The organism is Bradyrhizobium sp. USDA 3397, assembly GCF_054060965.1.
In genome coordinates this window covers 1,954,670-1,968,120 of sequence record NZ_JBSSDS010000001.1, presented here as the reverse complement: position 1 = coordinate 1,968,120, position 13,451 = coordinate 1,954,670, and the positions used below count along the sequence as shown (strand labels likewise).

Sequence of the window (13,451 nt, the reverse complement as noted above, 5' to 3'; positions counted from 1 at the left end):
ATGGCCAATCGCAATCTGTGCTCAGTGATATCAGTCACACATCCATGCGCCCTCCGGGCAACCCCGTGCCACGCATCGCGGCCATCATGCCCTGTTTTGGCCCGATGGGTCAATCATTATTCGAAAAAAACGAAAAGACTCGATGCTGCCAACGCTTGGCTACTGTGCATGGGGTTGTTTTCGACGTTTTGTTTTTGGAGGCTCCAGCCGACCCCGCTCAGCCCCGCGGCCCGCGCAGCTGCGCGGTCAGCCTCTCCATCGCCTCTGCCACTTCGCGCCACTGCGACAGCCAGCTGCGTGGAAAGCGGAAGGTGAGGTCGGCGCCGCCGACGCGGCGCTCGGAGAGGCACATGCCCGGGGTGGCGGCATCGCGCGTGCAGCGCGCGGTCAGCGCCGGGCTCGCAGCCGAATAGAGGTCCTCGCTGCCGTAGGGCGTATCGCTTCGGAACATCCGCATCGTCAGGCCGTCCGCCGGCATCACTGCTGCCTGGTCGAGGTAGCGCGGATAGATCATGGCCGTGCGCTGCTCGGGCGAGAGCGCATCGTGATGGGCCGCGATCGACAGGAAGATGCGGTCGATCGACTGCAGCGCCGCTTCCGCCGTGTCGGAGGTGACGTGCTTGGGCGCGCCCGGCGGCTCCAGCGACGGATAGAGGAAGTCGAGATCGATGCGCTCCTGCGGCCCCGAGTGCCGCTGGATCTTCATCCGGATCGCGGTCACCGGCAGGTTGAACAACGTGCCGCCGACGCTCACCGGCAGCTTGTCCGGCGCGTTCGCGCCCCGGCTGCCCCAGGTCGGCCACAGCAGATAGGCGACAAGCGCGACAGCTGCGATCGCCGCCGCGCCGCCGAGCACGATCGGGACGACATGCGCCCGAGTGCGCGGGCGGGGGGACCTGAGGGGAGCTGCCGAGAACAATGTCATGAATTGCGCGAGGTCGACCGGAGGTCGGCCGATGGCCGACGAATCAGCGGCGAATATGCCATGCGACGGCGCTCTCGCGCAGCGTTCCCGGCTGCTTGGATCGGGGACGCCCCTGCACCGGACGCCCGGCCGCGTTAACCTTTCCTTAAGGATAATGTAGCGTTAACGGGCTCTGTTTGTCACAGGAAGGCACGCGCGTTGCGTAAGGGCGGAGCACTTCCGATGACACCTGAAGCTCTCAACACCTTCTTCTCGATCGGCATCGGTTTCGCGCTCGCGGGCGCGCTCGTGAACGGATACCAGGCGCTGGCGCAGCGGCCCGCCGGCTTCGGCCTGCTGCAGGACGGCGTGGCCCCGAAAACCTTCGCGGCGGTTCCCTTCCTGGTGTTCGCCGCGCCCTTCATCATCATGCGCAACACGCTGCGCGGCGTGCGGGTGGAAAGCCGCCGCGTCGAATTCGTGATGATGGCAACCGTCATCGCCGGGTTCTGGAGCATGATGAGCGGCACCTTCTTCCTGATGACGCTGCGCGCCGCCGGCCTTCTGGTCTGATCCGAAGCGCCTCGAGCGCGGCCGGCCCTTTGCGTCGCGGCTGCTGTTTGGCTATGCCACTCGTCAACGCGACAGGAGACCCCCATGGCCATCTACGAGCTCGACGGGCAGGCGCCCGACCTTCCCGCCGACGGCAATTATTTCATCGCCGAGACCGCGACCGTGATCGGCCGGGTGCGCCTGAAGCCGGGCGCGAGCGTCTGGTTCGGCGCGGTGCTGCGCGGCGACAATGAGTGGATCGAGGTCGGCGAGGGCGCCAATGTGCAGGACGGCTCGACCTGCCACACCGATCTCGGCTTTCCGCTGGTCATCGGCAAGAACTGCACGGTCGGCCACAACGTCATCCTGCACGGCTGCACCATCGAGGAGGGCGCGCTGATCGGCATGGGCTCGATCGTGATGAACGGGGCAAAGATCGGCCGCAACAGCATCGTCGGCGCCGGCTCCGTCATCACCGAGGGCAAGGAGTTCCCCGAACGCTCGCTGATCATCGGCTCGCCCGCCCGCGTGATCCGCACGCTCGACGACGCCCAGGTGCAGAAGATGGGGAGCGCGGCCCGGTTCTACGTAGCCAACGGTCCGCGCTTCAAGCAGGGCCTGAAGCGGATCGACTGACCGGCCCGCCCGGCCGCGCTTCTCCCCAGCCCGGCCACGGCTCGACCGTAAAAATACAGGTTGGCGCTTTAATCCTCTGCTAGCGCGATCACGCTTATCATCCAGCGTTTTCAACCAGGAGGAGCGGCGCGATGAACGCTGCGGCGCTGGAATCCGGCTTCAGTGCCGGAACCAAATTCTTGAAGAAATTGGTCCGTTTCGTGCGCGGCGTCGATACGCTGACCGTCGCGGAGAAGGTCTACAGCATCGCCGCCTTTCTCGCGATCGTCACCACGTTCCTGCTGGTGATGTCGGTCCAGTCGGTGCGCCTGCAGACGACGTATCGCCACCTGCATGCCACCTCCGCCGACGCGGCGGTCGGCGTCGGGCGCATCAACGCCCTGATCTACGCCGTCGTGATGGAATCGCGCGGCATCTACATGTCCGCCGATCGTGCCGCGATGAAGCAGTTCGCGGATGGGCTGGTGCGGCGCAACCGCGAGCTCGCCGAGGCCGTGAAGAGCATGGAGCGCACGGTGCGCGACGACGACGCCGAGCTGTTCTCGTCCTTCCGCCAGCGCATCCAGCAGTTCATCGACTTCCGCAAGGAGCTGGTGCGCCGCGGCGTCGAGATCAGCCCGGCCGCGGCCCGCGAGTGGGGCGACAACGACGCCAACCGCACCTTGCGCAGCAAGCTCAACAGCGATCTCGAAGCGCTCGAGCGCATCTACGAACAGCGCGCCCGCGAGGCGGACGAGCTCGCCGACAGCCACCGTTACGCAGCCGCCTATCTGTTCGCGCTGGGGCTCGTGGCGCTGATGCTCGCGGCGTTGAACGTCGTCGTCATGCGGAACTCGGTGGTCGGCGCCCTCGCCGATATCACGCAGGCGACCGACCGGATCGCGCAGGGCGACGTCAAGAGCGAGGTGCCGCATCTGCGCCGTCACGACGAGATCGGGCGCCTTGCGCGCGCGGTGCAGAATTTCCGTGACGCGGTGGCGCGCATCTTCGAGCTCGAGGAGCTCGAGCTCGGCACCGCGCAGGCGCGCGACGCGGCGATGACCGAGCGCGACAAGTTCAACGACAAGTACCAGGCCAAGAAGTGGCAGCTTTCGGCGGCGATCAACAACATGCCGCAGGGGCTGATCATGCTCGACGGCAAGGCCAATGTGGTCGCGATGAATGCCAATTACCGGAAGATGTACGATCTGCCGGAGACGATCCAGACCGGCTCGACCTTGGAGGAGATCCTCGAGCACAGGGTCAAGAGCGGATTGTTCAGCGGCGACGTCGCGAAATATGTCGCGGCGGTGCTCGACCGGATCGCCAGGCGCGAACCGACGGCCTACGAGCTTGCCTTGAACGACGGCCGCGTCATCAAGATCTACGAGCGCCCGATGGACGGCGGCGGCTGGGTGTCGGTGCAGGAGGACATCACCGAACAGCGTCAGCGCGAGCGCATGCACGAGCGCATGGAGCGCCTGCTCGCCATCGTCGTCGAGAACGTGACCGAAGGCATCATCGCCAAGGATGCGCGCAACCTGCGCTATCTGTTCATCAACAAGGCTGCCGAGAAGCAGATCGGCATGTCGCGCGCCGAAATCGTCGGCAAGACCGCGCGCGAACTGTTCTCCAGGGAAACTGCCGATCTGATCGAGCGGCGCGACAAGCAGCTGCTCGCCCAGCAGCAGCAACTCGAGCCCATCACCGATACGATCAACAACCCGATCCGCGGCCGGCGCAAGGTGTCGTGGCGGCGCCTTCAAATCGGCGGCGACGGAGAGGATTCGCATATCTTCGTGACCATGGTCGAGGATCTCGGGGCGGAGATGGGTGCTGCCGCGTAGTGGACGGGCAAGGTAGGACAATGAAGAGCATCTGCCGCCGATGCTCGCGCGGAAGTGAGACAGCGTGGCTGTCACGAATGGCCGACTGACGGTAGCTTGGTCCTGCTTTGAAGCGTGGAGCGACCTCCGCGCGGAGGATCGAGTGATGTTACGCAGGATGATGATGGCGGCGCTGGCCGTGGCGGCGGTCGGGCTGTCGGCGCCACAAAAGGCCGAGGCGGGCGGCGGTTTCGGACGTGGTGGAGGCTTTCACGGCGGCGGCTTCCATGGTGGCGGCTTCCATGGCTGGGGGCACCGTCATTGGCATGGCGGCGGCTTCTGGCCAGGGGTCGGGATCGGGGTAGGTCTCGCCGGCGCCGGCTACTACGGCGGTTATTACGGCTACCCCTACTACGGCGGCCCCACCTATTATGGCGCCGGCTACAACGACGGTTATGGCGGCTGCTACGTCGCGCGCAAGCGCGTCATGACCCCGTCGGGATGGCGCTACCGCCAGGTCGACGTCTGCGAGTGAGGCGGAATAGCTGTTAAAAAACAAGGTCGTTGACGCAGTATACCGTCAACGACCTTGCCAGCCCCGGATATTGAAATCGGCTCACGCCATCCGGTAACGGCGAGCATCGCGCGGAATCATACCGGCGAATGTGATCCAGTTCACAAGTGGCGAAAATAAAGTTCCCGCACCGTGACCGGCTCAGCCGCCCGAGCGCTTGCGTGCGCTGGCGTGGACGCGGCGCGCCGGTTTCCTGCGGGTAACCGTGGGCGTCTCGACCTCGGTCGCCCGTGCACTGGCAAAGGACTGCCGCAGGCCGTCGATGGATTCGTTCAAGGCCGTGACTTGCTCGGACAGGCGCTTGGTGTCGGCCTGTTGCGCCGCCAGCAGCCGCTTCATCGTCTGAAGCTGGTCCTGCACCACCTGGAGCTGGTCGATCGATTCCTGCTGGGTCGCCTCCAGCCCCTTGGTCTTCTCGACCAGCTGCTCGGAGGCCTGGGCGGCGCGGGCCTGAAGCTGCCGCGAGGCCACCACCCGGTCGCTCTCGGGGGCGGCGCCGGTATAGGCCCGCCAGATTGCGATCGACGTCACGCCGGCGATCAGCAGCAGGAGGGCTGCAGCAGTCAGCGCGATCGGCTGGGCGCCAAGGCGAAGGAGGGTGTTGGACGGCCTGTCCTGGGCGAGATCGATCATCGCTGACAAAACCCAAATTGAAACTTGGTGAGTGGCGAAGACCGGCAACCCAGAGGGGTCACCGGGGCGTCCCGAAAGCCTTACGTTTCGGCAAGGAATGGGACCAAAAAGAGGCTGAGCGGCAAAAAGCCAGTGATCAGCGGCCCTTGCAGCCCCGGAGCGCAGCGCGGGGGGCAGGGCTCAAGGCTGAAATTGCGAGAACGGCCCGGAATAGCTCTTTGCGCGCGGTGCCGCATAGGGCCCGAGCCGGGAGGTCTTCAGTCCAAGTCGCACGAGTGATTCCGCCAGCGTCACCGCGGCCGCGACGCCGTCGACCACGGGCAGGCCGTGCGTGGCGGCGAGTTCGCCTGCGAGATCGGCCATGCCGGCGCAGCCGAGCACGATGGCCTCGGCGCGATCGTCACGGATGGCGGCGGTGATCTCCGCCGAGATCTTGCCGAGCGCATCATTGTTGCGCTCTTCCAGCGCCAGCACTGGGACCTCGGCGGCACGGACGCGGACGCAGCGTTCGGCCAGGCCGTACTTGCGCAGATTGTGCTCGATCGGAACGATGGAGACGCCGAGCGTGGTCACCACGGCAAAACGAGCGGCGATCAGGCTCGCGAGGTGGAAGCCGGCCTCGCCGATGCCGATCACAGGCGCTTTGGCGGCGGCGCGCGCGGCATCCAAGCCGGTGTCGTCGAAGCAGGCGATGATGTGTGCGTCCGCGCCGTCGCGATCGGCCTCGCGGATGCAGCCGAGCATGCCGGGCACCGCGAAAGCTTCGTCGTAAAATCCCTCGATCGAGACCGGGCCCATCGCCGGCTGACGCGCATCGATCACGGTGCCCGCGAGGGCAACGCTGCGCGCGGCAGCGGCGATCTTCGCCGTCATCGACGCGGTTGTGTTGGGATTGACGACGTGAAGCCGCATCAGAACAGACGAGTCCTTATCTCAGACGAGTCCCTTGCCGGCGTCCGAGCCCTTGGCCGCCTGCCGCTTGTTGAGCACGTGAATGGTGCCGAGCGCAAGCGTGATGACCGTGAACGAGACTGCCGAGATCACGGTGCCGAGCGCGTAGATGTCGGGGTTGGTCACGGTGGTGGTGAGGCCTTGAAGATCCAGCGGCAACGTGTTCACCGCGCCGATCGCCTGGCTGGAGCGTGCGAGCTCGTCCCAGGACAGCGTGAAGCCGAACAGGCCGATGCCGATCACCGAGGGCAGGATGATCGGCAGCACGACATAGCGGAACGTCTGCCACGGTGTCGCACCGAGATCGCGCGCGGCCTCTTCCAGCCGCGGATCAAAGCGGTTGAAGATCGCGAACATGATGAGCAGCCCGAACGGCAGCGTCCAGGTCAGGTGCGCGCCGAGCCCGGACGTGAGCAGGCCCATCGAGGTCTCGAAATTCTCGTTCCAATGCGCCTTGATCAGGTCGTCGATGATTCGGAACTCGAGCGAGATGCCGAGCGAGGTGATGATCGAGGGCACGATGAGGCTGGCGATCGCCGAGTAGAACAGGATGCTCTGCGCCTTGAACTTGCGCCGGAATGCCATGCCGGCGGCGACCGACAGCACGACGGTGACGATCATCACGACGATGCCAAGCAGCAGCGAGCGGCGGAAGGCGGCACCGAGATCGACGATGCCGGTGCCCTGGAACAGTTTCGCGATCCAGAAGGTCGACACGCCGTTCATCGGGAAGGTGAGGCCGCCCTGCGGCCCCTGGAACGACAGCACGTAGATCGCGATCATCGGCCCGTAGAGAAACAGCACATAGGCCGCGAAGAAGATCGCGAGCACGTAGAACGAGCGCGGGCGTCCTTCCTTCATGCTCTAGAGCTCCTTCTTGATGTCGACGATGCGCGACATCATGGTGATGATCAGGAAGGTGATTGCGAGCAGGATCACGGCATTGGCCGCGGCGGCGGGGAATTGCAGCGCGTTGACCCGCGTCTCGATGATCTTGCCGGCGGCGGCGATCTGCTGGCCGCCCATCACGCCGATGGTGATGAAGTCGCCCATCACGATGGTGATGACGAAGATCGAGCCGATCACGATGCCGGGCTTGGCCAGCGGAATGATGACGTTGACGAGGGTCTGGAAGCCGCTGGCGCCGGCATCATAGGCGGCCTCGATCAGCGACTTGTCGATGCGCACCATCGAGTTGAAGATCGGCACCACCATGAAGAAGGTGAAGAGGTGCACCAGCGCCAGCACGACGGAGAATTCGGAGAACAGCAGCCATTCGATCGGATGGTTGATCAGTCCCGTCTTCATCAGGCCGGTGTTCACCAGGCCGTTGCGCCCGAGCAGCGGGATCCAGGCGATCATGCGGATCACGTTGGAGGTCCAGAACGGGATCGTGCAGAGCAGCGACAAGCCCATCTGCCAGGTCTTGGACTTGACGTGGAAGGCGAGGAAGTAGGCGACCCAGAAGCCGATGAAGAGGGTGATGGCCCAGACCAGGAAGCAGAGCTTCAGCGTCTTCAGATAGGTCTTGGCGATGGTGCAGAGCTCAGGGAGCTGCGCGATGCAGCCCTCGAACGTGTCGGTGTAGCCGCGGCCGGAGAAAGCCGGCAGCAGCTGGTATTCGTTGTAGTCCCAGAACGAGACGATGACGACGAAGACGAGCGGAATGAGGAAGAACGCGAGAAACACCAGCATCATCGGCCCGGCCTGGAGCCAGGAGATGAAGGACGGCGACAGGCGCGTCGGCTTTGCGGCGCGCGCTGTGCCCGACCCCGGGATCAAGCCCGGGGCTGCCTGTTGCAGGACTTCTTCCGACATGTCCGTTACGCCGCGATGAACTCGTTCCACTTGCGGACCATGTAGTCGTTCTCATCCATCACGGCGTTCCAGCACGCGACCCCGCCCATGCGATCCTCGTAGGAGCCGCCGTCACGCACCGCGCCGGCCTTTTCCAGCAGCGAGCCGTCGGGCGCCTTGATGTCCTTCTCGGCCGGCTTGCCTTCCATCCAGTAGGCCCATTCGTAGGGCTCCATGTGCGCCTTCGCGGTGGAGAGCACGGCGGAGTAATAGCCCTGGCGGTTGAGATAGGCGCCGGCAAAACCCGACAGGAACCAGTTCACGAATTCATAGGCCCATTCGAGCTTGGCACCCGAGACGCCCTTGGACACGCAGAAGCCGGAAGCCCAGGACCGGTAGCCTTCCTTCAGCGGCTGGAAGGTGCAGGGGATGCCCATCGAGCGCACCTTGGTCACCGCCGGCGACCACATCGACTGAATCACGGTCTCGCCCGAGGCCATCAGGTTGACGCTCTCGTTGAAGTCCTTCCAGAAGGCGCGGAACTGGCCGGCCTTCTTGGCCTCGGTCATCACCTTCATGGTGAGATCGATCTCTTCCTTGGTCATGTTGCCCTTGTCGGCATATTTGTACTTGCCGGAGGCTTCCACGACCATCGCGGCATCCATGATGCCGATCGAGGGGATGTTGAGGATCGAAGCCTTGCCCTTGAACTCGGGGTTGAGCAGCTCGGCCCAGGTAGTGATCGGACGCTTGATCAGGTCGGGGCGGATGCCGAGCGTGTCGGCGTTGTAGACGGTCGGGATCAGCGTGACGAATTCGGTCGCCGACGTCGCGAACTTCTTGGAGTCCTTGCCTTCCAGATAGAGCACCTTCCAGGGCGCGGTGCCCTGGCCGCCGATCTTCTTGCCGCCGGGCGTCTCGCCCTTGGTGAAGACAGGCGTGATGTTGCCGAACTCCTTGATCTTCTTGGCGTCGAGCGCAAGGATGTTGCCCGACGGCACAAGCTTCTTCAGCGAGAAATATTCGGTATCCAGCACGTCGAAGGAATTCGGCTGGGTCATCACGCGCTTGGTGACGTCGTCGGTGGTTGCGGTGATGTATTCGATCTTGATGCCGGTGTCCTTCAGGCACTGCTTGGCGATGTCGTCGCCCTCGTTCACGGCCGTGCCGAGATAGCGCAGCACCTTCGCATCGGCCGACTTCACGTAAGGAAAGCCGGTGATCGCGCCGGAGCCGGCGGCGAGGCCGGCGAGACCCGCGGTGCCCTTCAATAGCGTGCGGCGGCTGACGCCGGTCTTCCTGGTCGTCTCGGTCATTTCGCTCACTCCTCTGTTGCGCATTTCCGTGGTGAAGGGTGCTATTGCAGGCGTTGCGCCTTGGCGGGATCCCAGGTCGCCAGCACGCGATCGCCCGGACGGAACGGATGCACGTCGAAGGTGGACTCGGGAACGTGGGAGAACAGGGCGGTGCCGTCGTCGAGCGTGAGCGAGACGGCGATGTAGGAGCCCTGATACTCGGTCTGGGTCAGCAGCGCCGGCGCGCCGAAGGCGCCGTCGACGAACGGCACGATGCCGAGCTGATCGGCGCGAACGGCGATGAGATTGCCGGCGTCGCTGAGCACGGTATGGCCGCCGATGAATCGGGCCACGAATTCGGTGCGGGGACGATGGAAGATGTCGCGCGCCGTGCCCTGCTGCTCGATCTTGCCGTGGTTCATCACCACGATGTGGTCGGCGAGGGCCATCGCCTCTTCCTGGCCGTGGGTGACCTGGATGAAGCTGATGCCGAGCTCGCGCTGCAGCCGCTTCAGCTCGCCGCGCATCTTGACGCGCAGGAACGGATCGAGCGCCGAGAGCGGCTCGTCGAGCAGGAGGATCTGCGGCTCGGTGATCAGCGCGCGCGCGAGCGCGACGCGCTGCTGCTGGCCGCCGGAGAGCTGCGCCGAAAGACGGCCTGCATATTGGCTCATCGCGACCAGCTCGAGCAATTCGCCGGCGCGCTTGTGCCGCGTCGGCTTGTCGATGCCGCGCATCTTCAGGGCGAAGGCGACGTTGTCGAGCACGGAGAGGTGCGGAAACAGCGCGTAGGACTGGAACATCATCGCGGTGCCGCGCTTGGCGGGCTCGAGGTCGGTGACGTTCTGCGCACCGAGGATGATGTCGCCTTCGCTGACCGCCTCGTGACCTGCGATCATGCGCAGCGTCGAGGTCTTGCCGCAGCCGGAGGGACCGAGCAGGCAGCAATAGGTGCCGGCCGGGATCTTCAGGTTGACGTTGTCGACGGCCAGCGTGGCGTCGTAGCGCTTGGTGACGGCGACCAGTTCGAGAGCGGCGGGAATGGCCATGGCGTGTCCGAGGAGGGGCGTTGCGTCCCGCCTCTCTCCGCAAGGTCCGTGCCAACAGCCCGCGACGGTGCGAATTTCAAAAACTGTGCAGCGGAGTCAGTTCGTTAGATCGATTCCGGCCCAATTTGTCCGGCCGTCACCTGTGCAGCCAACTGCACACAAAACGGGCGAAGATTGTATAAAGTTTCGCCTGTGATTGGATACAGCTCGTCGACTAACATTGCAGGCCGAACGTTCGTCGATCGAGCCTCACAATCATGGCCGCCAAGACCCGCCAGAAACCCGATGCGCCAGACGCGAGCGATCGCGTCAGCCGTATCCGGGAGGGTGTGACCGCCGCGATCCTCGAGCATCGTCTGCTGCCCGGCACCAAGCTCGGGGAGGACGAGATCGGCGACATCTACGGCGCGAGCCGGACGCTGGTGCGCTCAGCGCTGCAGCAGCTTGCGTATGAGGGCATCGTCAACATCGAGAAGAATCGCGGCGCTTTCGTTGCGCGCCCGACGCCGGCTGATGCCCGCGAGGTGTTCGAGGCGCGGCGCCTGATCGAGCCCAACATCGTGGACCGCGCCATTGACGCGGTCTCGCCGGCCTGGCTCGATCGCCTGCAGCACCATCTCACGGAAGAACGCGAGGCCGAGTTGCGCGGCGATGCCCGCGCCTCGGTGCGGCTCTCCGGCGAGTTTCATCGTCTCGTCGCCGAGATGAGCGGCCACAGCATCTATCTCGGCTTCCTGAAGGAGCTGATCGCGCGCTCCTCGCTCATCATCCTGCTCTACCGCCGTCACGACACGCCCGCCTGCGGCACCGATCATCACGCCGGGATCGCCGCCGCGATCCGCAAGCGCGACAAGGCGCGCGCAGGCGCCTTGATGCTGTCGCACCTGAACGAGATCGAGGCGGAGCTGTTCCTGAAGGATCCCGCCGCCGACGAACTGCGGCTGGCGGACGTGCTGGGGACGTGAGAAGGGCGTCGCCAGCGCACGGGATCGGCGGGTCCGGACGCTATTGTGGCTCCAATCCGAGATTCTTGATCGACTCCAGCCAGACCGGCCCTTCTTTTTCGTAGAGGGCGACCGAGGATGCGCGGTCCATTGCCGGCGCATCGACCCCGAAGGCCTCCAGCAGCTTCTGGACACGCTCGGTCTTGCCGCCTTCGACCATCAGCTTGGCCAGCAGCTCGATCCGATCGGTCGGCGTCGCAGCGGGCGCCACCAGGGTCGTGAAGCTGGTCAGCTGGAAGACCTTGCCGGTGACCCCCTGCTCGGTGAACGTCTTGGTGTCCGGCAGCTTCTTCATGCGAACCAGTGACGGAACAGCGATCGCGCGGCCGACGCCGGTATCAAGGACCGGAAGCGCGGCTTGGTAGCTGCCGGTCGCGGCCTGGATGACGCCGGCCGCCAGGTCCTGCCACATCGGCGCTTCGCCGCGGTAATGCACGATGGAGATGTCGAGGCCATATTGGCGGTTGAGTTCGGCGATCGCGATGTGCGCGAACGAACCGATCCCATACGAGCCGGCCGTGACCTTGTTGCGGCGCGCATAGGCGACGAAATCTTCGATGGACTTTGCACCGGTGGCGGAATGGACGACCAGCGGCAGATGACCCGATGGCGTCATCGCGACGATCGTGAAATCCTTGTCCGGATCGTAGGCGAGCGACTTCAGCAGCAGCCGGTTTCCGAGCAGCGTGGACGAGATCGTGTACATCAGCGTATGGCCGTCCGCCGGCGAATCCTTGACCGATTGGGCTGCCAGCGCGCCGCTCGCTCCCGTCTTGTTTTCGATGACGACCGGCTGTCCGAGCTTCTGAGAGATATAATCGCCATAGGCGCGGGCGAACGCATCGGTGATGCCGCCGGCGGGCGTCGAGACGACGATCTTGATTGCTTTGGTCGGCCAGGCTTCGGCCGCAGCCCCGTCAGCCGTGGCCAGCACCAGGCCTGCAATTGCAGCGCCCAGCATTGCGACGATTGTCTTCACTTGCCCCTCCCGTTTTGTTGCGTCTTTGGGCGCCCTTGGGACGCCGGGCAGAGATGTCACACGAGCAGAGTCAAATAGAAACAACATTTCATTGTGTGAAATGGCTACCTCTTGGCGGCCGCGGACGGGCCTGCCGCAGCAAGCCTGGCGCTGAGCGTCTCGGCCAGTGCGGAGGCGACTTTCTTCATCTGAGGCACGAAGCGCCGGAGACCTTCCTCGGTGCTGACGGCCTCGCGCAGCATCATCACGTTCATGCTTGCGAACAGGCGGTTCGGAACAGCGACGGGAACGCCGATCGCCCAGACGGCGCCGCCGAAGATGCGGCGGCTGTAGCTCTCGTCCATCACTGCGAATCCGGCTTTCCGGATCGCGCGCAGCACCTTCGTGAGTTTGGCGGGATTGCGGGCGAGGTCGTTCCAGGGCTCCGGGCTGAGGGCAAGGCGCGCCGCGATGCGCTCCTGCTCGGCCGGCTCGCAAAACGCCAAATAGGCGCGCCCCATCGAGGTGCCCAGCACTGGAAAACGAAAACCCGGGGGACGGTGGAACAGCAGCGAGCCGCCGATCCGGGTCGTGTGCGCGATCACCATGGATTCCTGGTCGAGCACGGCCACGTCCGAGGGCCACTGAATCTGCTGGCGAAACTTGTTGAGCATCGGTTCGGCGATACCGCCGATCCAATTGGGTTCGTCGTAGCCTGCGCTGAGCAGGAGCGCCCGTCCGGTTGGGGCATAGCTGGGCGGCTCGGCGCGCCGCACCACATATCCTTCATGCTCCAGCGTTTCGAGCATGCGGACGATTGTTGCCTTGTTGAGGCCCGTCGCCTTGTGCAGCGAGCCTACGGTCGATTGCCGTTCCTGGTTGATGACGCGCAGGACCTCGAGGCCTCTCGACAACGCGATAACGGGACGGAACGAAGGCATGGCAGCTCTTTGTGAGGACCGTGCCGCTAGTCAATGATGCAATCGCCGGAACAGTCAACAGGCCCGACTCCCCGGCCGGGAATTGGACGGTGCCGCATCGGCTCCTCAGCGACCGAGTTCGCTTTCGGCGGCAAGCTGCCCCTCTGCCGTGATCTCGTATTCGCCGTCGTGCTTGGTCATCCATCCTGACCTGACCATCTCTCGTGCAAGCTGTATCGAGCAGATCGGATGATTGCCGCCCGGGTGATACAGCCTGTCGTTGCGGACGAGCAGGTGCCCGTACAATCGCGCCTGGCGCAGCGCCCTGCGCATCCCCGGTGATGGATTTTTCATGCCGGTTCAAGCGCGAGCA

15 protein-coding genes are annotated in these 13,451 nt (G+C 64.7%); 5 read left to right on the top strand and 10 right to left on the bottom strand.

The window, feature by feature from the left end:
- Positions 1-217: 217 nt before the first annotated feature.
- A complete protein-coding gene (locus tag ACVWYQ_RS09330; protein WP_404540121.1) occupies positions 218-925 on the bottom strand; it encodes a hypothetical protein in 708 nt (235 codons plus the stop codon).
- A gap of 222 nt (positions 926-1,147) precedes the next feature.
- On the opposite strand from ACVWYQ_RS09330, the gene ACVWYQ_RS09325 reads away from it, so the two are divergent.
- The 4 genes from ACVWYQ_RS09325 (at position 1,148) to ACVWYQ_RS09310 (ending at position 4,432) form a co-directional block, all read left to right on the top strand.
- Positions 1,148-1,477: a DUF6949 family protein gene (locus ACVWYQ_RS09325; protein WP_157280648.1), complete on the top strand. Its 330-nt coding sequence runs from the start codon at positions 1,148-1,150 to the stop codon at positions 1,475-1,477.
- Positions 1,478-1,561: 84 nt separating this feature from the next.
- Entirely contained in the window at positions 1,562-2,092 is a 531-nt protein-coding gene (locus ACVWYQ_RS09320; protein WP_404540125.1) for a gamma carbonic anhydrase family protein, read from the top strand.
- A 131-nt stretch (positions 2,093-2,223) separates the two neighbouring features.
- Positions 2,224-3,918 carry a PAS-domain containing protein gene (locus ACVWYQ_RS09315; RefSeq protein ID WP_404540128.1) on the top strand — a complete coding sequence of 565 codons (1,695 nt, stop codon included), beginning with the start codon at positions 2,224-2,226 and terminating at the stop codon, positions 3,916-3,918.
- A gap of 145 nt (positions 3,919-4,063) precedes the next feature.
- The gene (locus tag ACVWYQ_RS09310; protein ID WP_404546179.1) at positions 4,064-4,432 is read left to right on the top strand and encodes a hypothetical protein; all 369 of its coding nucleotides are present in this window, start codon (positions 4,064-4,066) and stop codon (positions 4,430-4,432) included.
- Positions 4,433-4,612: 180 nt separating this feature from the next.
- Here the strand turns inward: ACVWYQ_RS09310 and ACVWYQ_RS09305 are convergent, their stop codons facing one another.
- From ACVWYQ_RS09305 to ACVWYQ_RS09280, 6 genes are all read right to left on the bottom strand, one after another.
- Complete coding sequence (locus ACVWYQ_RS09305) at positions 4,613-5,104, bottom strand: hypothetical protein (protein WP_271544716.1); 492 nt, start codon at positions 5,102-5,104, stop codon at positions 4,613-4,615.
- Between the two features lie 180 nt (positions 5,105-5,284).
- Complete coding sequence (locus tag ACVWYQ_RS09300; RefSeq protein WP_271544714.1) at positions 5,285-6,016, bottom strand: aspartate/glutamate racemase family protein; 732 nt, start codon at positions 6,014-6,016, stop codon at positions 5,285-5,287.
- A gap of 21 nt (positions 6,017-6,037) precedes the next feature.
- Complete coding sequence (locus tag ACVWYQ_RS09295; protein ID WP_271544712.1) at positions 6,038-6,916, bottom strand: ABC transporter permease; 879 nt, start codon at positions 6,914-6,916, stop codon at positions 6,038-6,040.
- Positions 6,917-6,919: 3 nt separating this feature from the next.
- Entirely contained in the window at positions 6,920-7,873 is a 954-nt protein-coding gene (locus ACVWYQ_RS09290) for an ABC transporter permease (RefSeq protein ID WP_157280642.1), read from the bottom strand.
- 5 nt (positions 7,874-7,878) lie between these two features.
- Positions 7,879-9,168, bottom strand: coding sequence for an ABC transporter substrate-binding protein (locus ACVWYQ_RS09285; protein WP_036029687.1), 1,290 nt, complete (start codon positions 9,166-9,168; stop codon positions 7,879-7,881).
- Between the two features lie 41 nt (positions 9,169-9,209).
- A complete protein-coding gene (locus ACVWYQ_RS09280) occupies positions 9,210-10,196 on the bottom strand; it encodes an ABC transporter ATP-binding protein (protein ID WP_456725586.1) in 987 nt (328 codons plus the stop codon).
- Positions 10,197-10,453: 257 nt separating this feature from the next.
- Here ACVWYQ_RS09280 and ACVWYQ_RS09275 point away from each other — a divergent pair, with 257 nt between their 5' ends.
- Complete coding sequence (locus ACVWYQ_RS09275) at positions 10,454-11,161, top strand: GntR family transcriptional regulator (protein WP_404540137.1); 708 nt, start codon at positions 10,454-10,456, stop codon at positions 11,159-11,161.
- Positions 11,162-11,201: 40 nt separating this feature from the next.
- Here ACVWYQ_RS09275 and ACVWYQ_RS09270 read toward each other — a convergent pair whose 3' ends face one another.
- The 3 genes from ACVWYQ_RS09270 to ACVWYQ_RS09260 form a co-directional block, all read right to left on the bottom strand.
- Positions 11,202-12,179, bottom strand: coding sequence for a Bug family tripartite tricarboxylate transporter substrate binding protein (locus ACVWYQ_RS09270; RefSeq protein WP_271544704.1), 978 nt, complete (start codon positions 12,177-12,179; stop codon positions 11,202-11,204).
- A 104-nt stretch (positions 12,180-12,283) separates the two neighbouring features.
- Positions 12,284-13,099 (bottom strand): helix-turn-helix domain-containing protein, encoded by an 816-nt coding sequence (locus ACVWYQ_RS09265; RefSeq protein WP_157280639.1) that lies wholly within the window; start codon positions 13,097-13,099, stop codon positions 12,284-12,286.
- A gap of 105 nt (positions 13,100-13,204) precedes the next feature.
- Positions 13,205-13,432: a hypothetical protein gene (locus ACVWYQ_RS09260; RefSeq protein WP_456725585.1), complete on the bottom strand. Its 228-nt coding sequence runs from the start codon at positions 13,430-13,432 to the stop codon at positions 13,205-13,207.
- Between the last annotated feature and the right edge of the window lie 19 nt (positions 13,433-13,451).